Raw genomic sequence first — 20,125 nt, forward strand, 5'->3', positions numbered from 1 at the left:
CTGATCACGCGGATCATGGGGGTCAGCAGCCGATTACCCAGGTCTGGGGGCCGGTCTGCTTCAGGGCGGTGGTGTGGAAGGTGTTGTAGAGGCCCATCCGCTGGGCGGAGCCGAGGGCGTAGGCGTACCCGCCGGAGTGGTAGGCACGGCCGGCCTGGACGTGCGCGTAGTTGCTGGCGGTGACGCAGACCGGGGCCGTACCGCCGGTGGTGGCCGACACCGGCGCGGAGCGGGCGCCCTCGCCGCCGGCGTTGAGCGCGCTGACCGCGTACGTGTAGGTGGTGGCCGCCGCCAGGCCGGAGTCGACGTAGGTGGAACCCGTGATCGGGCTCGCCGTCACCCGGGTGCCGCCCCGGTAGACGTGGTAGCCGGTGGCGCCGGCCACCGCGGTCCAGCCCAGGGACACCGAGGCGCCGGTGGTGCCGGTGACCCTGAGCCCGGTCGGCGCGGCCGGGGCGCCGGGGTTGCCGGGTCCGCCGGGTCCGCCGCCGCCGTCGAGGCCGAAGAAGAGCGCGTCCCGGTACGCGGAGCAGATCGTGTCGAGGAAGTACGCCCCGGCGGTGCCGCACTGGTCGGCGCCGCTGCCCGGGTCGACCGGGGTGCCGTGCCCCATCCCCGCGACCTTGTAGAGGCGCACCTGGTCGGCGCCGTACGTCTCCAGGGTGGTGCCGGCGGGCAGCGTGGCCGTGCTGGTCGGGGTCTGCGGTACGCCGAGCACGTCGGTGAACTGGTCGCGCAGCGCGGTGCCGTTGGCCGGTACGACGACGGCGTCGGACTGGCCGTGCCAGATCGCGACCTTCGGCCGGGCGCCGGTGTGGCCGGGGTGGGCGGCGCGGACCAGGTCGCCCCACTGGCGCGGGGTCTTGGCGACCGCGGTGTACATGCAGGTGTACGCGTTGACCTGGGAGGTCGCGCAGCGGTAGGGGATGCCGGCGACGACGGAGCCGGCCGCGAACACGTCGGGGTAGGTGGCGAGCATCGTGGCGGCCATCGCGCCGCCGGCGGACAGCCCGGTGACGTGGACGCGGGCCCGGTCGCTGCCGAAGTTGGCGACCGCGTGGTCGACCATCTGCTTGATGGACAGCGGTTCGCCCTGGCCGCGCGCGGTGTCGCCGGTCAGGAACCAGTTGAAGCAGGCGTTGGCGGCGTTGGCCGAGGTGGTCTGCGGGTAGACGACGGCGAAGCCCCACTGGTCGGCGTACTTCTGCCAGCCGGAGTTGGCGTGGTAGGCGGTGGCGTTCTGGGTGCAGCCGTGCAGGGCGACGACGAGCGGCGCGCCGGTGGGCAGGCCGTCGGGCCGGTAGGCGTACATGGACAGGTTGCCGGGGTTGGAGCCGAACCCGGTGATCTGGGTGAGGGTGGCGGCCCGGGCCGGCGTCGCGACGGCGAGCACGGTCGCGGCGGCGACCAGCGCGACGGTGAGGGCGCGGGCGAGCCGGTGGGGTGGTGCGGTGGCGGGACGACGCACGACGGCCTCCTGACGATCGACTGTGGGCTGAGTCACTTCCGATTGCCAGGAAGTTACGGGTCGATGTCAGAAAAATGACATAGCCGACGATCACATATTCACCGGTGCCACTGTGTGGGCGTACGCGGACCGGGGGTGGGCGAACCGGACCCGCCCACGGGCACCCGGGGTCGCCGGGGCCCGCGGGCGGTGGCAACGCGGTCAGCAGTCGCGCAGTTCCGGCGACTGGTTGCGGATCTGGCCGACCGGCGAGACGAACCGCTCGTACGCCTCACCACCGACCGCCGCCGGCCGGAACGCGGCGACCCGGTGGCAGTTCTGGAACGCGAGCCGCACCCCGAAGTGGCGCTCCAGCCCACCGCGGATCGCGTCGCTGGCCAGCGCCCGCAGCAACTGGCCGCGCTCGGCCTCGCCGGGCGGTGGCACCGCGTGGTCGGCGAAGTCGGCGGTGCCGGCCGTCGCGCGGGCGGCCACGTCGGACACCACCGTCCACGCGTACGGCAGCGAGTGGCGGACGCAGTCGACGAACTCGGCGTCGTCGACCTCACCGGTGGCGGCCCGCGAGAGCAGGGCGGCGGGTACGTCGAGGGACATGGGAACTCCTTCTTCTGACGGAAAACGGGCCGGCGCCGGGTCCGGCGGCCGGGGACGGTTCAGCGGCCGGGGACGGCTCAGCGGGCGGCCCGGACCAGCGGGTCGGGTCCGAGCACGAAGGCCGGGTCGACCTGCCGGGCGAGGTCCTCGCCGACCTTGTCGTTGGCCCAGGCGTTGGCGTTGCGCAGGTGGAACTCCACCGCCTGCCGGGTGTAGGTGGCCCAGTCCTTGGGGGCGGTGTCGGCGGTCTCCCGCAGCACCTCCAGGGCCCGCCGGTTCGCCGGTTCGAGCGCGTCGACGGGGCGTACCTCGCCGCGCTCGGCCGCCTTGACGTAGGCGGAGCGGCCGATCCAGGTGAGCAGGTCGTCGCCGACGTGTTCGCGCAGGAACGCCACGTCGGACTCGTCGTCGACCTTGTTGCCGACCACGTGCACGCGTACGCCGAAGTCGCGGGCGTGGCCGACGTACTGCCGGTAGACGCCGACGCTGCGCACGGTGGGCTCGCAGACCAGGAACGTGGCGTCGAAGCGGGTGAACAGGCCGGAGGCGAACGAGTCGGCGCCGGCGGTCATGTCGACCACGACGTACTCGCCGGGGCCGTCGACGAGGTGGTTGAGCATCAACTCGACCGCGCCGACCTTGGAGTGGTAGCAGGCGACGCCGAGGTCGGCGGTGGCGAACGGTCCGGTGACCGCGAGGCGTACGCCGCCGACCTCGCGCACCAGGGCGTCGTAGACGGGGTTGGGGCCGGCGACGGTCAGCAGCCGGGAGCCGCCGCCGGGTGGGGTGGTCTTGACCATGGTGGCGGCGGAACTGATCCGGGGGTTGTCGCCGCGCAGGTGCTCCTTGATGTCGGCGAGGTGGTCGCCGAGCGCGGGCAGCATGACGGCCTCCTCGTCGCTGGCGCCCAGCGCCACCGCGAGGTGCTGGTTGATGTCGGCGTCGATGGCGAGCAGCGGGGCCGGCAGGGCGGCGAGGTGGCGGGCGAAGAGGCCGGCGAGCGTGGTCTTGCCGCTGCCGCCCTTGCCGACGAACGAGATCTTCACAGGTACGGGTCTCCCGGAATGTTGATGCACGGTCAATTGAATTGATAGTCATTTCCAATAACGTGGTCAAGGTTACCCACGAACCGGGCGTGTCGGGCGCTTCTTGGTAACCTGCGGCCCGTGCCGATCGCTCCCACCCCGGTCACCGCGCCCCAGCCGGACGACACCGCCCGCCCGGCCCCCGACCAGACCGCCCCGGCCGCCTCCGGCCGCCGTGCCGGGCTGCGGGCCGACCTGCTCCTCGCCGCCGTCGCGATCGGCCTGGCCGCGTTCGTGACCAGCGGCCTGTGGACCGACCTCGGCCGGCGGTCACTCGCCGCGAGCACCAGCGACCAGACGTTCTTCGAATGGCTGCTCGCCTACGGCCCGTACGCGCTCACCCACGGCCAGGACCCGCTCTTCGCCGACCTGCTCAACGTCCCGTACGGCGTCAACCTCGGGATGAACACCTCGATCACCGTGATCGCGATCCTCTTCGCCCCGGTGACCTGGTTGTTCGGCGCGACGGCCGCCTACGTCACGGTGCTCACCGGCAACCTGGCCGCCAGCGCCTTCGCCTGGTACTGGGTGCTCTCCCGGCACCTGGTCCGGTCCCGGCTCGCGGCAGCCGTCGGCGGCCTGCTCGCCGGGTTCGCCCCCGGCCTGGTGTCGCACGCCAACGGGCACCTCAACTGGACCGCCGGCTGGCTGGTGCCGCTCATCGTGTGGCAGGTGCTGCGGCTGCGCCAGCCCGGCCGCTGGCTGCGCAACGGCGTCGTCCTCGGCCTGCTGGTCGCCGCCGGCTTCTCCATCGCCGCCGAGGCCCTCTTCTTCACCGCCATCGCCTGCGGGATCTTCCTCGGCACCTGGGCGCCGTCGCGGGCCGTACGCGCCGAGGCCCGCGCCGCGCTGCCGCCCCTGCTGCGCGGGCTCGCCGTCACCGCCGTGACGTCCGCGGCCCTGCTCGCCTATCCGCTGTGGCTGCACTTCGCGGGGCCGCAGCGCTTCCACGGCACCGGGTACGACGCGGTCATCCACGCCGAGGACCTCGCCGGGTACGCGGCGTACCCGATCCGGTCGCTGGCCGGCGTGCTCGGCCTCGACACCGAACTGGCCGCCAACCCGACCGAGGAGAACTCGTTCCTCGGCGCCGGCCTGCTGGTCCTGGCCGTCGTCTGCTTCGTCACGCTGTGGCGGCGGGCCGACCCCGGACGGCGGGCCACCCTGCGGGCCCTCGCGGTCACCGGCGGGGTGTTCGCCGTGCTGTCGCTCGGCCCCAAGCTCAAGATCATGGGTACGGTCACCGAGATCCCGCTGCCGTACGCGCTGCTGGACGACGTACCGCTGTTCGACGCCGCGCTGCCCAGCCGGCTGGCGCTGGCGGTCGCGCCGATCTTCGCCGTACTGCTCGCCCTCACCGTCGACCGGCTCACCGGGCGACGGCCGGCCGTCGACACCGGCGCGAACGCCCCCGCCCCGGACGTGGACGCCCCCGCCACGGACGTCCCCGCCACGGCGGGCGGCGGGCGGTCCCGGGCGGTCACCACGGCGTGGATCGCCGGCTTCGCCGCCGCGCTGCTCCCGCTGACGCCGATGCCGCTGCTGACCGTCGACCGGCAACCGGTACCCGCGTTCATCACCTCCGGCGCGTGGCGCGACCACGTCTCCCCCGGCGGGGTGCTCGTGCCCGTCCCGCTGACCCTCGACATCACCCCGGACGCGCAGCGCTGGCAGGCGTACGCGCTGGCGCACCGGCAGGGCGAGTTCAGGCTGCCGAGCGGCTACTTCCTCGGCCCGGGCGGCCCGGACGGCCGGGGCCGGATCGGACCACTGCCCCGCTTCACCGACGGGCTGCTGCTGGAGGTGGCCCGGACCGGGAAGGTGCCGCCGATCGGCGCGGCCGAGCGGGCCGGCGTACGCGCCGACCTCGACTACTGGAACGCCGAGGCGGTGGTCCTGGCCGACCACGTGTTCGGCACCGCGTGGCCGGTACGGCAGGACGCGCTGCTGGAGCTGATGACCGAACTGCTCGGCCCGCCGGAACGCGTCGAGGACGTCTGGCTCTGGCAGCCGACCGATGACTGAGGCACCCGTGGGCGTCATCGACAAGCTCGCCTGGATCCGGGTCACGGGCGGCCGGATCCTGAGCACCCGCTCGTACGGCAGGGACACCTACTACCTGCCCGGCGGCAAGCGGGAGGCCGGCGAGTCCGACCACGAGGCCCTGAAACGCGAGGTCGCCGAGGAACTGCGGGTGGAGTTGGTCGACGGCACGATCGAACCGGCCGGGGTGTTCGAGGCGCAGGCCCATGGCCATCCGGACGGCGTGACGGTGCGGATGACGTGCTACCGGGCCGACTACCGGGGCACCCTGACGCCCGGGGCGGAGATCGAGGAGATCCGCTGGCTGACGTACGCCGGCCGGGAGCGGTCGTCCATGGTGGACAAACTGATCTTCGACTGGCTGCGCGGCCGGGGCGAGCTGTAGCCGGCCGGGCGACGGGCGGTCAGGCGTGGCCGCCGACGAAGCCGAGCACCGCGGCGGTGCCGACCAGGGCCAGCATCGTGAGGGCGACCCGCCGGAAGCGGCGCCGCAGGCCGGGCAGTTCGGCCGGCAGGGCGAAGACCCGGCGCGGCCAGCCCCGCCAGGACACCCACCAGAAGAGACCGCTGGCCCCGGCGAGCAGGACCGCCTTGACCGCGATCAGCAGCCAGCCGGCGGTGCTGATCCCGTCGGCGGCGGCCAGGCCGGTGAGCGCGATCCCGGACAGCCACAACACGGTGATCAACGCGAGCACCGGCCGCCGGTTGCCGTGGGCGAGGACCCGTTCGGCCTCCTCGATCCGCACCGGGTCGCCGTCGAACATCCGGCCGATCTTCGGCTGGAGCACGAACAGGCTGTAGCTCATGGCGCCCAGCCAGAGCGCGGTGACCCCGGCATGGACCAGCAGGAGCATGATCGTCAGCACGACCGCCAGGCTAGCCGCCCCGGTGACCGGTCTCACCGGCCCGCACGACCGGCGGCGGGACTACGCTGGCCTGGTGACCACCACAATCTCCGGCCTGACGGTCGTCGACGCCGGCGTCGTCGACTACCTGGCCGCCTGGGACGAGCAGCGCCGCCGCCACGAGGCCGTGGTGGCCGGCGAGGAGCCGGACACCGTGCTGCTGCTGGAGCACCCGAGCGTCTACACGGCCGGCAAGCGGACCGAGCCGTGGGACCGGCCGGTGGACGGCACGCCGGTCGTCGACGTCGACCGAGGCGGCAAGATCACCTGGCACGGTCCGGGGCAACTCGTCGGCTACCCGATCCTCCGCCTGCCCGACCCGGTCGACGTGGTCGCCTACGTACGGCGTACCGAGCAGTTGCTGATCGACGTGTGCGCCGAGTTCGGGCTGGCCACCGACCGGATCGAGGGCCGCAGCGGGGTGTGGGTGCCGCAGGACGACCGGGGTCCGGCCCGCAAGGTCGCCGCGATCGGCATTCGGGTGTCGCGGGGCGTGACCCAGCACGGGTTCTCGATCAACTGCGACTGCGACCTGACCGCCTTCGACCGGATCGTGCCGTGCGGCATCCGCGACGCGGGCGTCACCTCGCTGACCGCCGAGCTGGGCCGGCCGGTGACGGTCGCCGACGTACTCCCGGTGGTGCACCGCCACCTCCCCACCCTCCTGCCCTGACCGGCCCCGCTTCGCCCGGCCCCGGGCTTCGCCCCACGCCAAGATCCGCGTGATCAGGGAGTTCCAGCCCTGGCGCGCCGGAAAGCGTCCCTGATCACGCGGATCATGAGGATGGTTACGGGGTCAGGCGGTGGAGGTCGCGGGGGAAGGCCACCACCTCGCGTACGTTGGCGGCGCCGGTCAGCCTTGCCACGAAGCGTTCCAGGCCGATGGCGAAGCCGCCGTGCGGCGGGATCCCGTGCCGGAACGCGTCGACGTACGACGCGTACGGGCCGACCGACTCGCCCCGGGCGGCCAGCGCCGCGACGTAGTCGGCGTGCCGGTGCAGCCGCTGCCCGCCGGTGACCAGTTCGAGGCCGCGGAAGAGCAGGTCGAACCCGTTCGAGTACGCCGGCCGCGCCGGGTCCGGGTGGGTGTAGAACGGCCGCTTCGCCATCGGATAGCCGGTGACGAAAAGAAACTCCGACCCGTGCTCGGCGCGGGCCCACTCCCCCAGCGCCCGTTCGTGGGCCGGCGCTAGGTCGGGTTCGTCGGCGGGTGCCCCGGCGATCCGCAGCGCCTCGGTGAAGTGCACCGCCGGGATCTCGGCGGGCACCTCCGGCGCCGTGACGTCGAGCGTGGCGAGGGCGGGTCCGCACCGCTCGCCCACCGTCGCCAGCATCCCGGCCAGTACGTCGCGCAGCATCGCCATCACGTCGCGGTGGTCGGTTACGAAACCGAACTCGACGTCGAGCGAGGTGTACTGGGCCAGGTGCCGGACGGTGTCGTGCGGCTCGGCCCGGAAGACCGGCCCGACCTCGTAGACCCGTTCGAAGACGCCGACCATCAGTTGCTTGTAGAACTGCGGCGACTGGGCCAGGTAGGCCGGCCGGCCGAAGTAGTCGAGGGCGAAGACGTTGGCGCCGCTCTCGGTCGCCGAGCCGACGATCTTCGGGGTGTGCACCTCGACGAACCCCCGGCCGTCGAGTGTGGACCGGAAGCCGGCCGTCGCGGCGGCCGAGATCCGCAGCGCGGCGGCCCGGGTCGGGTGGCGCAGGGCCACCGGGGCGTGGTCGAGCTGGGTCGGCAGGGTCGCCGCCAGCGCCGGCCGGTACAGGTCGAACGGCGGCGGTACGGCGGGCGCGCCGAGCGGGCGTACCACCGGGTCCACGACCTCGACCCCGGCGGGCGCCGACGGGTTGGCGACCACCCGTCCGGTGATCTCGACGACCGTCTCCTCGGGCAGTTCCTCAAGCCGGGTACGGGTGTCCGGGGCGGTGACCACGACCTGGGCGAGCCCGGCGGCGTCGCGCAGGATCAGGAACGCGACCGACTTGAGCAGCCGCCGGCGGTGGATCCAGCCGGCGACGACGACCTGTTCGCCGATGTGGGCGGACAGTCGGGTGGAAAGGATGCGTTGCATTTCGGCACCTCCTTGCGTAATCGCAACGCGATCCCCAGGGAGGTGTGGGCGAGCGGGAACCTCGCGGTGCCACCACACCTTCGCCCCCGTCGGGGCGGGGGCCTCGTTCGTCGCCCGGTGACGTGGGCCAGTCCGGCGGGCTCTACTGGGCGCCGGGGCGCCGTTCTTCCCGCAGCTCGGGAGGGTCTTCACACCCCGTCCGGAGGTCGCCTTCACAGCTGCCGGCGGCTCTCTGGACTCCGGGGGCGAGGTGCTACTCGGCTCCGTCGTCGCTGTTGCCCACGACGTTAACAGCGACCGCCACCGGTTTTCGACGGCACGGGCTTTCGACGGCGCGGGTCCTCGGCGGCTCGGCTCTTCGGCAGCGCGGGTCTTCGGCAGCGCGGGGTGAGCGCCGTCACATCACGGCGTGACCCTCATCGCCCACCCTCCATCCCGTCCGGCCTGCGGCGTAGGCTCGTGAGGTGACCATCGCACCCGAGGGCCGGCGCATGTTGCGCATCGAGGCCCGTAACGCCGAGACCCCGATCGAGCGCAAGCCGCCATGGATCAAGGTCAAGGCGAAGATGGGCCCCGAATACACCGAGTTGCGCGGTCTGGTCGCCAAGGAAGGGTTGCACACGGTCTGCCAGGAGGCCGGCTGTCCCAACATCTACGAGTGCTGGGAAGACCGCGAGGCGACCTTCCTCATCGGCGGTGACCAGTGCACCCGCCGGTGCGACTTCTGCCAGATCGACACCGGCAAGCCGGCCGAGTTCGACGCCGACGAGCCGCGTCGGGTCGCCGAGTCGGTGGCCACGATGGGACTGCGCTACGCGACCGTCACCGGCGTCGCCCGCGACGACCTGCCCGACGGCGGAGCCTGGCTCTACGCCGAGACGGTCCGGCAGATCCACTCCCTCCAGGAGGGCTGCGGCGTCGAACTGCTCATCCCGGACTTCAACGGCGACCCCGACCAGCTCGCCGAGGTGTTCGCCGCCCGGCCCGAGGTGCTGGCCCACAACGTCGAGACGGTGCCGCGCATCTTCAAGCGGATCCGGCCGGCGTTCCGTTACGAGCGCTCGCTGGACGTCATCACGAAGGCCCGGGAAGCCGGCCTGGTCACCAAGTCCAACCTGATCCTCGGCATGGGCGAGGAGCGTGAAGAGGTGGTCCAGGCGCTGCGTGACCTGCACGCCGCGGGCTGCGAGCTGATCACCATCACGCAATACCTGCGGCCGACCCCCCGGCACCACCCGGTCGAGCGGTGGGTCAAGCCGGAGGAGTTCGTCGAACTGAGCGCCGAGGCCGAGGCGATCGGATTCGCCGGCGTGATGAGCGGCCCGCTGGTCCGTTCGTCCTACCGGGCCGGCCGGCTCTACCAGCAGGCCATTGACGCCCGCCAAGACTCGGAGCCGACTGGAGCTCTCTGACGGCGACGTCTTGTACCACACCGGCACTATTCGTCATGCTAGATTCCGGCGGGCACCCGGGCAGCCCGTCACACCCGCGCACGACCGCCGGACGTTGACGCGGGCCCCTTTCGGCGGCATCAAGCGTGACGGAAAGAAGCATGACGACTCCACCTCACACCGTGGTGATCGGCGCTGGCCCGGCCGGACTCACCGCAGCTTACGAGCTGACCAAGCGCTCGGCGCCCGTTCAGGTTTTCGAGGCCGACGACATCGTCGGCGGTATCAGCCGGACCGTTGAGCGCGACGGTTGGCGCTTCGACATCGGAGGGCACCGGTTCTTCACCAAGGTGCCGCAGGTCGAGGCGCTGTGGCACGAGATCCTGCCGGACGACGATTTCCTCATCCGGCCGCGGATGAGCCGCATCCACTACCGTGGCCGGCTGTTCGACTATCCGCTGAAGGCCAGCAACGCCCTGCGGAACCTGGGGATGGTCGAGGCGATCCGCTGCGTCGGCTCCTACCTCGCCGCCCGGATCTCCCCGCCGAAGGACCAGTCACACCTCGCCGGCTGGGTCACCGCCCGCTTCGGCGCGCGGCTCTACTCTCACTTCTTCAAGACGTACAACGAGAAGCTGTGGGGCGTGCCCGCCACCGAACTGTCGTCGGACTGGGCCGCCCAGCGGATCAAGAACCTCTCGCTGCTCAATGCCGTACTCAACTCGCTGATGCCCCGGCGCAACCAGACGGACATCACGAGCTTGATCGAGGAGTTCCAGTACCCGAAGTACGGCCCCGGAATGATGTGGGAACGGTGTGCCGAACACGTCGAGAAGCGCGGCGGTGCGGTCACCCTCAACACCGGGGTACGCACCGTCCACCGCGCTGACGGGCGGGCCGTCGCGGTGACCGTAGCCGGGCCCACCGGCGAGCAGCGGATCGACACCGATCACGTGATCTCGTCCATGCCGATCTCCGAACTGGTTCGGGCGATGGACCCACCGGCCCCGCCGGAGGTGCTGGCAGCCGCCGAGGCGTTGCGCTACCGCGACTTCCTCACCGTCGCACTGGTGGTGCCCCAGGAGTTCAGCTTCCCGGACAACTGGATCTACATCCACGCGCCCGAGGTGAAGGTCGGCCGCATCCAGAACTTCGGCTCGTGGTCGCCCTACCTGGTCCAGGACGGCCGCACCTGTCTCGGGCTGGAATACTTCCTCACCCTCGGCGACGAACTGTGGAACTCCTCCGACGAGGACCTGATCCGGCTCGGCACCACGGAGCTGGAGAAGCTCGGTCTCGTCCGGCCCGGGGCGGTGGAATCCGGGTACGTGGTGCGAATGCCGAAGGCATACCCTTTCTATGACTTCGCGTACGCCGAGAACGTCGACACGATTCGCCGCTGGCTGGAGCGGGACGTGCCCAACGTGCACCCGGTCGGCCGCAACGGTATGCACCGCTACAACAACGCCGACCATTCGATGATGACGGCGATGCTCACGGTGGAGAACATTCTCGACGGCGCCGACCACGACGTGTGGGAAATCAACGTCGAAGAGGAATACCACGAGGAGAAACGGCCCGGTGACCATGGCACCGGCCGCGCCGCTCCCGTTCTGCCCGTACAGGCGCCCGGAAACTGACCCGACTCGCCGGGTGACCGTCGGCAGCGTTCAAGCCGTACCCTGCCTCGGGCCACCGGCAACCGGCCAACCTGGTCGAGGTGGCAGTCGTCGCATCCGGCCGGATCCCGCATTGGGGCCGGCCGGACAGGCAGATCACCCGCGCCACGCTCGTGACCATGCTCGCGGCCGGCCGAGCCCGGAGCCGCGGATCGTGGCCACCGGGGCCGACCACTAGACTCCGTCGCATGGCAAAGCCCCAGGAGAAGGTCTCGTTCCGCACGCGGCTCAAGCAGATCGGGATGGTGTTCTCGTTCACCGCAAAGCGGGACCGGTGGTTCGTTCCGCTGGCCGCCGCGGCGGTGCTGTTGCCGCTCTCGCTCACCGTGGTCGCGGTCGTCTTCTGGGGCTGGCTGTGGCTGCCGATCGGCATCATGCTCGCCCTGCTCGGCCTGCTGATCGTGCTCAACCTGCGGTCCAACAAGGCGATGATGAACGCCGCCGAAGGGCAGCCGGGCGCGGCGGCGACGATCCTGGACAACATGCGGGGTGACTGGCGGGTGACGCCGGCGGTCAGCTCGACCACGCAGATGGACATGGTGCACCTGGTCATCGGCCGGCCGGGCGTCATCCTGCTCGCCGAGGGCAACGCGCAGCGCATCCGTGGCCTGCTCGGGCAGGAGAAGCGCCGGCTGGCCAAGGTGATCGGCACCGCGCCGCTCTACGACTACGTCATCGGTCAGGGTGAGAACGAGCTGCCGATCCGCAAGCTGCGGATGACGCTGATGCGGCTGCCCCGCAACCTCAGCGGCAAGGACGTCAACGCCCTCGACAAGCGGCTCAAGGCGCTGTCCGCCCGGCCGCAGATGCCCAAGGGCGCGATCCCGAAGAACATGCGACCGCCGAAGGGCGCCTTCCGCCAGAGCCGCGGCCGCTGACGCCACGCCCCGCGCAGAGGGCAGCGACGTTGATCGTCTGCTGTTCCGGCACCGACATCACGGCGTGTCGGGTGCCGGAACAGCAGACGATCATTGCTTTTCCGGGTGCCGGCGCCCCGGGCGGGGCATCGGCGTCCCGGCAAGCCCGGCGGGCAGCGCCGCACGGCTCAGCCGGCCACCGGAACTGGCGCGGCCAGCCGGACCACCCGGCCGGCCCAGACCGCCAGCAGGTCCTCGTCGTGGCTGACGGCGAGCACCCCCAGCCCCTCGTCGGCGGTGACCGCCCGGACCGCCTGCACCAGCCCGGCCGTGCTCGACGCGTCGAGCATCGCGGTCATCTCGTCGCAGATCAGGTAGCGGGGTCGCAGCACCAGGGCCCGGGCCAGGCAGGCCCGCTGCAACTGGCCGTCGCTGACCTCGTGTGGCAGCCGCCCGAGCAGGTCGGTGGTGAGGCCGACGAGTTCCGTCACCTCGGCCACCCGGGCGGCGTCGCCGCGCCCGGTCGCACGCAGCGGTTCGGCGACGACGTCCCGCAGGCACAGCCGGGGGTCGACGGACCGCCGCGGTGACTGGAAGACGACCCCGATCGCGGTCCGGGCGGCGCGCGGCGCGGCGTACCGGAACCGGCGTACTTCGGTGCCGTCGACGGTGACCGTGCCGGCCCAGGGGCGCTGGAGCAGGGCGAGCACCCGGACCAGGGTCGACTTGCCGCAGCCGCTCGGCCCGGCCAGGCCGACGATCTCCCCGGGCGCCACCTCGATGTCCGTTCCGGACAGGACGGGCCGGCCGCGCCGGTAGCCGGCGGTGATCCCCTTCGCGGTTAGCATGTCCCGTCTCCTCCGCCGTTGGTGGCCGCCGGTGCGCCGGACAGCACGGGTACCGCCGGTGCGCCGGACAGCACGGGTACCGCCGCGTCGACGCCGGGGCGGCAGGCGATCCGGCGGTCGCCGACCGGGCGGGCGGTCGGGTCTCCGGAGCAGTCGCCGGGCACCCGGGCGTGGAACGCGCACCCGGCCGGCAGCCGGGACAGCTCCGGCGGCTGCCCCGGGATCGGGGTCAGGCCGTTGCGGGGCAGCGCCGCCAGCAGCCCACGGGTGTAGTCGTGCCAGGGGTCGGCCAGCACCGCCGCCGCCGGACCGCTCTCGACCAGCCGGGACGCGTACATGACGGCCAGGTCGTCGGCGACGTCCTCGGCCGCGGCCAGGTCGTGGGTGATCAGCAGGACCGCCCTGCCCTGGCCGGCCAGGTCGCGAAGCGCGGCGGTGGTGTTGCGGACCAGCGGCCGGTCCAGGCCGGCGGTCGGCTCGTCGGCGAGCACCACCTCCGGTTCGCCGACCAGCGCGAACGCCAGTGCCGCCCGCTGCGCCATCCCACCGGACAGCTCGTGCGGGAAGCGGTCCAGGTCGGCCGGGGCCAGCCCGACCCGGACGGCCAGTTCGTCGCAGTGTGCCCGCAGGGCCGCCTTGTCGCGTACCCCGGTCAGGGTCCGGACCGTCTCGGCGAGCTGGCCGCGGACCCGGCGGACCGGCGTCAGGTGGGTCGCCGCGGACTGCGGCACCAGCGCGACCCGGCGGCCCCGGACCGATCCGGCCAGCACCCGTTCGGGGCAGCGCAGCAGGTCCAGCGGCGGTCCGCCGGCCGGGTCGGCCAGCTCCACCGTGCCGCGTACCTGGGCGTTGGCCGGCAGCAGGCCGAGGATCGCGGCGGCCAGCACCGACTTGCCGCACCCGCTCTCCCCGACCAGGGCCAGGACCCGACCGGGTACGAGGTCGAGGGTGACCCCGTTGACCGCCTGCACCACGGTCGGCGCGGCGCCCCGGCGGCGACCGTGGCCGACCAGGAACCGCACCGACAGGTCACGCAGCGCCAGCCCGGCGGTCGTGCCCCGTCCCTTCGTCGTCACAGCGCCAGCTCCGTCCTGCGGCGCGGGGTGAGCCGGTCGCGCCACGCGGCACCGCACGCCGCGACGCCCAGCGTTGCCACCACGAGCAGCGCCGACGGGAAGACCAGCGCCCACCAGCCGCCGAGCATCGTCGCCTCGCGGGCCTCGTCGAGCAGGATGCCGATGCTGGCGTCGTGCGGGGCCAGGCCGAGCCCGAGGAAGCTCAACGCGGTCTCGTGCCAGACCGCGTGCGGCAGCATCAGCACCGCGGCGAGGGCGGCCTGCGGTACGACGGCGGGCAGCAGGTGCCGGCGGGTGACCCGCCACCGCGACGCTCCCCCGCTGATGGCGGCGTCGACGAACTCGCGGTCGCGCAGCGACAGCACCTCGGCCCGGACGATCCGGGCGACCGACGTCCAGTGGGTGAGCGTGATCGAGATGATGACCGCGGGCAGCCCGCCGCCGTAGAGGGCGACGATGACGATGCCGAGCAGCAGGTGCGGTACGGCGTTGACGGTGTCGACCAGGCGCATCACGATCTGGTCGACGACCCCGCCGGCGACCCCGGACAGGGCGCCGACGAGCGTCCCGATCAACGTCGAGACGACCGCGCAGACAGCGGCGATCAGCAACGATACGCGCAGCCCGGCGGCGGAGCGGACCAGCAGGTCGCGGCCGGCCGGATCGGTGCCGAAGGGGTGCTCGGCCGACGGGGCGGACAGCCCGGCGGAGTAGTCGGTGATCCGCGGGTCGAAGTCGGCCAGCCAGGGCACGAGTACGGCGTACCCGATCAGGAGCGCCAGCAGGCCCAGGCCGACGGCGGGCCGCAGCCGCGCCCACCCGGCCCGGCCCGGTCCGCGGCGCCGGGGCATCCCGGCCCGGGGCCGGGCCGCGTCGATCCACCCGCCGCCGGCCGGTTCCTTGGCAGGGACCGGGTCGGCCGTGCGGGGCGCGTCGACCGTCGACGTGGAACCGGTTGGGAGCCGGCCTCCGCCGGCGGGGTGTTCCAGCTCGGCAACCCGGCCGTCGCCGGTGGCACGGGCGGTGTCGGTGGGGCTGGCGGTGTCGGTCAGGTCAGCCATCGGCGGCCACCCTCGGGTCGAGTAGCGCGTACGCCACGTCGGCGAGCAACGAGCCGACCAGCACCGCGACCGTGGACAGCAGGGTCAGGGCGGCCAGCAGCGGGAAGTCGACGGCGACCGCTGCGCGGACCACCGCCTGGGCGGCACCGGGCCAGGAGAAGACCTCCTCGACCAGCACCGCACCGGTGACGATCTCGGCGACCCGGGCGCCGAGCAGCGTCGTGAACGGCAGCAGCGCCGCCGGCAGCGCGTGCCGCAGCACCACCCGGGCCTCGGGCAGGCCACGGGCCCGGGCCCCGGCCACGTGGTCGTCGGCGAGCGCGGTCAGCAGCGACTGCCGTACGTGCAACAGCAGCACCGGGGTCTGCGACAGGCCGAGCACCAGCGCCGGCAGCACCAGGTGGCGGGCCACCTGGGCGAAGGTGACCGGTGCACCGGCGTCGGTGAGTCCGGCGACCGGCAGCCACGACAGCGCGACACCGAAGACGGCGATCGCGCCGAGCGCCACGACGAACGGCGGGATGCCCTCGATGGCGTGGCTGAACGCGGTCACCGCCCGGTCGACCCAGCCGCCCTGCCGCCACGCCGACCACACCCCGAGGACGAGGGCGGTCGACATGGCCATCAGGAGGGCGACGGCGACCAGCAGAATCGTCCACGGCAGCCGCTCGACGATGACGTCGACGACCGGCTGGCGCAGCGCGACCGAGGTGCCGAGGTCGCCGGTCAGCAGGTCACCGGCCCAGTGCAGGTAGCGCTGCGGCCACGGGTCGTCGAAGCCGAGCTGGGCGGCGAGCCGGGCCTGGTCGTCCGGGTCCATGGTCAGGTAGCGGTCGCCGAGGTAGGCCGACAGCGGATCGAACGGCGATGCCGCCGCCAGCGCGAAGATCGCCACCGAGACGAGCACCAGCACCGGTACGGCCAGCAGCGCCCGCCGCAGCACCAGCCGCGCGATGGGGGTCACGGTCACCGACCGGGCTTCCAGTCCCGCAGATTCCACCACGGCCCCCAGGAGACGCCGTGCGAGTGCGGCTCCAGCACCGGGCGGGTGCCGGTCCAGTCGCCGTCCTTCATGACGTACGTGTGGTCCAGGTAGGCGAGCATGACGTTCGACGGCGCCTTGATCAGTTCGGCCTGCATGTCCTGGTAGGCCCGGGTTCGCTCGGCCGGGTCGACGGACCGGCGGCCGGCGTCCAGCGCCGCGTCCACGGCCTCGTTGCGGTAGGCGCCCGGGTTACGGAACGGGTTGTTCGCGTCGTACTGCGCGTAGCTGGAGTGCAGCGTCGCGTAGACCTGGGTGTCCGGGTCGTACGGGTTGTCCCCGCCGCCGAGCAGGCCGGCGTCCTGCGGGATGCGGGGCCGGAACTGCGGCCGGTCGACGCCCTCGAGGTTGACCTCGATGCCGATCTTCTTCGCGTCGGAGGTGAACGCCAGGCTGAGGTCGCGGCGCAGGGTCTCGCTCGGGAAGTACATCAGGGTGAACGCGGCCCGCTGGCCGTCCTTGACCCGGATCCCGTCGGAGCCGGGCACCCAGCCGGCCGCGTCGAGGATCTGGCCGGCCCTGGCCTGGTCGAAGGCGAAGGTGGCCTGCGGGTTGTGGAACGTCCCGAGCGAATCCGGAATCGGGGTGTACGCCGGCTTGCCGTACCCGGCCAGGATGTTGTCGACCATGGCCTGGCGGTCGACGGCGTGGTTGAGGGCGAGCCGGATCGCCGGGTCGCCGGTCACCGGGTGGGCGGTGGGCAGGCTGACCGCCCGGAAGTCGGCGCTCGGGTGCGCGACGACCGAGAAGCCGTCCCGGTCGGCGAAGGTGGCGGCCAGCTTGGGTGGCAGCCACGCCCCGTCGAACTCGCCGGCGCCGGTGCGCTGGGTGCGGGTGTTGTCGTCGGCGGCGATCACGACGGTCAGCTTCTTCACCGCCGGCTCGCCACCCCAGTGGTCGGGGTTGGCGGTGAGCACCATCTCGCTGCCCTTGCGCCACGACTCCAGCTTGTACGCGCCGGTGCCGATCGGCTTCTCGTTGAGCGGCGACGCGTCGGCGGGGCCCGGGGTGGCGACCGACTCGGCCGGCACGATGCCGAGCATCAGCCGGCGGTCGAACGGCGCGTACGGGTATTTCAGGGTGAACCTGACCGTGGTGGCGTCGACCTTGTCGACCGCCTGGAGCATCTCGAAGGAGCCGGCCAGCGGGGATCCGGAGACGGGGTCGAGCACCGCCCGGTAGGTGGCCACCACGTCGTCGGCGTCGAAGGTGGAGCCGTCGTGGAAGGTGACGCCGGTGCGCAGGTTGACGGTCCACTCGCGGGCGTCGGCGCTGGGTTCCGGAAGCTGCGCGGCGAGTGCCGGCTCGATCGCGGGCAGCACCCCGGCCTGGTACGGCGCCGGCCGGACCAGGCCGTCGTAGATCTTGCTGTATCCGGTCTCGGAGTAGCCGGCGACCGGGTTGAGGGTGCTGTCCTCGTAGGCGTCGGCGAGCACGATGCCGGTCGCGGCGCCGGCGCCGTCCGGGGCGTCGGGGTTGCCGCAGCCGGCGGCGGCCAGCAGGCCGAGGGCGGTCAGGCCGCCCAGCGCGGCGCGCAGCGGTCGGCTCAGCGCGGAACTCATGCCGCCACCTCGATCCGGACGGTGCCGTCGTCTGCGGACCGGGGCCCGACTGCTCGCTCGCTCACGGTGTCCTCCAGGTGCGAACACGCCAGATGGTGATCAATGGTTGTTGCAAACTTAAGGCAACAGTACGGCGGAACGCCGTGGCGGACACCACATCCGGGACGGTCGGGGCGATGAAGACTCGGTGGCCGGCAGGCAACCGCCCGGCCGCCGGTCAGCGGAAGATCAACTCAGCGTAATCGCTGGTCAGGACCGTGATCGATCGGTCGTGTCGGCCGGCGATCGACCGTCGAGGGGCACGATCACCGAGCCGGTGAGCCGGTCGTGCAGACCGCGCCGCTGGCCGTCCATGATGAGTGCCGGCACGACCAGGACCAGCAGCAGACCGCGCAAAAGAGCCCGGAAGACGCCGATCCGGCCGCTGTCGGCGTACGAGACGCACCGGATCTTCGCCACCCACATGCCCGGGGTCTGCGCGAAGAGGCCGACGAAGAAGGCGTACACACCGACCAGGACGACGACCGGCGGCCAGCCGTCGCGGACCGGGTCGGCGAACAGGCTCGACACCGCGACGCAGGCGGCCCAGTCGACCATCAGGGCGGCGAAGCGGCGGGCCAGGCTCGGCGGCTCGAATCCGGTGCGGGGGGCGTCAAGTCTGGCCACGGAGAGTCAGGGTAACGGCGTCGATCCGGCGACCCGTCGGCGGCCGGCGCATCGGCAGCCTTCCTGGTCGTCGAGCGGCCTGAAGCGCCCCACTGCGGTATCGTCCGTTTGGCGGCCACATGGCGTCCGACCGGCGGAGATCACGCTCCGCGAGTGACGTAACACGGCAGAAACAAGAGGGACATGGTCGGGCAACCGCACCGCCATAGCGTCGCGACCAGCCTAGCCACACCGTGGACGCCAGGAGGACGTGTGTTCGCCAACCCAGAGGAACTGCTGCGATACCTCAAAGAAGAGGGCGTCAGGTTCGTCGACGTACGTTTCTGTGACCTGCCCGGGGTGATGCAGCACTTCAACCTGCCGGCGGAGTCGTTCGACGAGAGCGTATTCACCGACGGCCTCGCCTTCGACGGATCGTCGATCCGCGGATTCCAGGCGATCCACGAGTCGGACATGCTGCTCCTGCCGGACGTCGCCACCGCCTTCATCGACCCGTTCCGGGTGCAGAAGACGCTCGCCCTCAACTTCTTCATCCACGACCCGTTCACCCGGGAGCCGTACTCGCGCGACCCACGCAACGTGGCCAAGAAGGCGGAGGCCTACCTGGCGGCCAGCGGCATCGCCGACACCGCCTACTTCGGCCCCGAGGCCGAGTTCTACATCTTCGACTCGATCCGCCACGAGACCTCGGCCCACCAGGCGTTCTACTACATCGACTCGATCGAGGGCGCCTGGAACACCGGCCGCGAGGAAGAGGGCGGCAACCGCGGCTACAAGACCGCCTACAAGGGTGGCTACTTCCCGGTCCCGCCGGTCGACCACTACGCCGACCTGCGCGACAGCATCGTCCAGCGGCTGATCGACGCCGGCTACACCGTCGAGCGCTCGCACCACGAGGTCGGTACCGCCGGCCAGGCCGAGATCAACTACAAGTTCTCGACCCTGCTGCACGCCGCCGACCAGCTCCAGCTCTTCAAGTACATCGTGAAGAACGAGGCGTGGGCCGCCGGCAAGACCGCGACCTTCATGCCCAAGCCGCTCTTCGGCGACAACGGCTCCGGCATGCACACCCACCAGAGCCTCTGGCTCAACGGTGAGCCGCTGTTCTACGACGAGACCGGCTACGCCGGCCTGTCCGACATGGCCCGCTGGTACATCGGCGGCCTGCTGCACCACGCCCCGTCGCTGCTCGCCTTCACCAACCCGACCGTCAACTCCTACCGGCGCCTGGTGCCCGGCTACGAGGCCCCGGTCAACCTGGTCTACTCGCAGCGCAACCGCTCCGCCTGCACCCGCATCCCGGTCACCGGCAGCAACGCCAAGGCCAAGCGGGTCGAGTTCCGCGTGCCGGACCCGTCGGCCAACGTCTACCTCGCCTTCGCGGCGATGATGATGGCCGGCCTCGACGGCATCAAGAGCAAGATCGAGCCGCCGGAGCCGATCGACAAGGACCTCTACGACCTCCCGCCGGAGGAGTGGGGCAGCGTCAAGCAGGTTCCGGGCTCGCTGCCGGAGGTGCTCGACTCGCTGGAGGCCGACCACGACTTCCTGCTCGAGGGTGGCGTCTTCACCCCCGACCTGATCTCGACCTGGGTCGAGTGGAAGCGCATCAACGAGGTCGACCCGATCCGCCTGCGCCCGACCCCGCACGAGTTCGAGATGTACTACAACGTCTGACCCGCACCACCTGTCCGGCTGGGCCGGCGCAACCAGGTGGAGCGCTACCTCCAGTAGCCCTCCCGCGATCTTGCACATATCTCCCCCTTTCGCCTG

Annotated in this window: 18 protein-coding genes; 7 read left to right on the forward strand and 11 right to left on the reverse strand. The window is 72.1% G+C overall.

Translation table 11 applies throughout. The features are described from left to right. Nucleotides 1–22: 22 nt before the first annotated feature. The 3 genes from AB0I42_RS15245 to AB0I42_RS15255 form a co-directional block, all read right to left on the reverse strand. Nucleotides 23–1,468 (reverse strand): PHB depolymerase family esterase, encoded by a 1,446-nt coding sequence (locus AB0I42_RS15245; RefSeq protein WP_357537720.1) that lies wholly within the window; start codon nt 1,466–1,468, stop codon nt 23–25. A gap of 201 nt (nt 1,469–1,669) precedes the next feature. Further along, on the reverse strand, nt 1,670–2,062 hold the full coding sequence (locus AB0I42_RS15250; RefSeq protein ID WP_357537722.1) for an SCO5389 family protein: 393 nt from the start codon (nt 2,060–2,062) through the stop codon (nt 1,670–1,672). A gap of 77 nt (nt 2,063–2,139) precedes the next feature. Continuing rightward, the gene (locus AB0I42_RS15255; protein ID WP_357537724.1) at nt 2,140–3,108 is read right to left on the reverse strand and encodes an ATP-binding protein; all 969 of its coding nucleotides are present in this window, start codon (nt 3,106–3,108) and stop codon (nt 2,140–2,142) included. Between the two features lie 222 nt (nt 3,109–3,330). Here AB0I42_RS15255 and AB0I42_RS15260 point away from each other — a divergent pair, with 222 nt between their 5' ends. Both AB0I42_RS15260 and AB0I42_RS15265 read left to right on the forward strand, forming a co-directional pair. Continuing rightward, nucleotides 3,331–5,172 (forward strand): DUF2079 domain-containing protein, encoded by a 1,842-nt coding sequence (locus tag AB0I42_RS15260; RefSeq protein WP_357537832.1) that lies wholly within the window; start codon nt 3,331–3,333, stop codon nt 5,170–5,172. A 7-nt stretch (nt 5,173–5,179) separates the two neighbouring features. Continuing rightward, entirely contained in the window at nt 5,180–5,575 is a 396-nt protein-coding gene (locus AB0I42_RS15265; protein ID WP_357537833.1) for an NUDIX domain-containing protein, read from the forward strand. Nucleotides 5,576–5,594: 19 nt separating this feature from the next. On the opposite strand, the gene AB0I42_RS15270 is transcribed toward AB0I42_RS15265, so the two are convergent. After that, nucleotides 5,595–6,056, reverse strand: coding sequence for a hypothetical protein (locus AB0I42_RS15270; protein ID WP_357537726.1), 462 nt, complete (start codon nt 6,054–6,056; stop codon nt 5,595–5,597). 73 nt (nt 6,057–6,129) lie between these two features. On the opposite strand from AB0I42_RS15270, the gene lipB reads away from it, so the two are divergent. Then, complete coding sequence (gene lipB / locus AB0I42_RS15275; protein ID WP_357537727.1) at nt 6,130–6,768, forward strand: lipoyl(octanoyl) transferase LipB; 639 nt, start codon at nt 6,130–6,132, stop codon at nt 6,766–6,768. 115 nt (nt 6,769–6,883) lie between these two features. Here lipB and aspS read toward each other — a convergent pair whose 3' ends face one another. After that, entirely contained in the window at nt 6,884–8,170 is a 1,287-nt protein-coding gene (gene aspS / locus AB0I42_RS15280) for an aspartate--tRNA(Asn) ligase (protein ID WP_357537729.1), read from the reverse strand. Nucleotides 8,171–8,661: 491 nt separating this feature from the next. On the opposite strand from aspS, the gene lipA reads away from it, so the two are divergent. The 3 genes from lipA (at nt 8,662) to AB0I42_RS15295 (ending at nt 12,118) form a co-directional block, all read left to right on the forward strand. Then, nucleotides 8,662–9,582 carry a lipoyl synthase gene (lipA, locus tag AB0I42_RS15285; RefSeq protein ID WP_357537835.1) on the forward strand — a complete coding sequence of 307 codons (921 nt, stop codon included), beginning with the start codon at nt 8,662–8,664 and terminating at the stop codon, nt 9,580–9,582. Nucleotides 9,583–9,722: 140 nt separating this feature from the next. Next, nucleotides 9,723–11,201 (forward strand): NAD(P)/FAD-dependent oxidoreductase, encoded by a 1,479-nt coding sequence (locus tag AB0I42_RS15290; RefSeq protein ID WP_357537731.1) that lies wholly within the window; start codon nt 9,723–9,725, stop codon nt 11,199–11,201. A 227-nt stretch (nt 11,202–11,428) separates the two neighbouring features. Continuing rightward, complete coding sequence (locus AB0I42_RS15295) at nt 11,429–12,118, forward strand: DUF4191 domain-containing protein (protein ID WP_357537733.1); 690 nt, start codon at nt 11,429–11,431, stop codon at nt 12,116–12,118. 167 nt (nt 12,119–12,285) lie between these two features. On the opposite strand, the gene AB0I42_RS15300 is transcribed toward AB0I42_RS15295, so the two are convergent. From AB0I42_RS15300 to AB0I42_RS15325, 6 genes are all read right to left on the reverse strand, one after another. Further along, a complete protein-coding gene (locus AB0I42_RS15300) occupies nt 12,286–12,945 on the reverse strand; it encodes an ATP-binding cassette domain-containing protein (RefSeq protein ID WP_357537735.1) in 660 nt (219 codons plus the stop codon). Then, nucleotides 12,939–14,021, reverse strand: coding sequence for an ABC transporter ATP-binding protein (locus tag AB0I42_RS15305; RefSeq protein WP_357537736.1), 1,083 nt, complete (start codon nt 14,019–14,021; stop codon nt 12,939–12,941). Before AB0I42_RS15305 ends, AB0I42_RS15300 begins: the two co-directional genes overlap by 7 nt. Continuing rightward, on the reverse strand, nt 14,018–15,082 hold the full coding sequence (locus tag AB0I42_RS15310; protein ID WP_357537738.1) for an ABC transporter permease: 1,065 nt from the start codon (nt 15,080–15,082) through the stop codon (nt 14,018–14,020). Before AB0I42_RS15310 ends, AB0I42_RS15305 begins: the two co-directional genes overlap by 4 nt. Continuing rightward, the gene (locus tag AB0I42_RS15315; RefSeq protein ID WP_357537740.1) at nt 15,075–16,052 is read right to left on the reverse strand and encodes an ABC transporter permease; all 978 of its coding nucleotides are present in this window, start codon (nt 16,050–16,052) and stop codon (nt 15,075–15,077) included. Before AB0I42_RS15315 ends, AB0I42_RS15310 begins: the two co-directional genes overlap by 8 nt. After that, nucleotides 16,049–17,686: an ABC transporter substrate-binding protein gene (locus tag AB0I42_RS15320; RefSeq protein WP_357537742.1), complete on the reverse strand. Its 1,638-nt coding sequence runs from the start codon at nt 17,684–17,686 to the stop codon at nt 16,049–16,051. Before AB0I42_RS15320 ends, AB0I42_RS15315 begins: the two co-directional genes overlap by 4 nt. A gap of 249 nt (nt 17,687–17,935) precedes the next feature. Then, a complete protein-coding gene (locus tag AB0I42_RS15325; protein WP_357537744.1) occupies nt 17,936–18,352 on the reverse strand; it encodes an RDD family protein in 417 nt (138 codons plus the stop codon). A 252-nt stretch (nt 18,353–18,604) separates the two neighbouring features. Here AB0I42_RS15325 and glnA point away from each other — a divergent pair, with 252 nt between their 5' ends. Beyond that, nucleotides 18,605–20,029 carry a type I glutamate--ammonia ligase gene (glnA, locus tag AB0I42_RS15330; RefSeq protein ID WP_357537746.1) on the forward strand — a complete coding sequence of 475 codons (1,425 nt, stop codon included), beginning with the start codon at nt 18,605–18,607 and terminating at the stop codon, nt 20,027–20,029. Nucleotides 20,030–20,125: the final 96 nt, after the last annotated feature.

It is taken from the genome of Polymorphospora sp. NPDC050346 (assembly GCF_040655695.1).
Lineage (GTDB): Bacteria > Actinomycetota > Actinomycetes > Mycobacteriales > Micromonosporaceae > Polymorphospora > Polymorphospora lycopeni.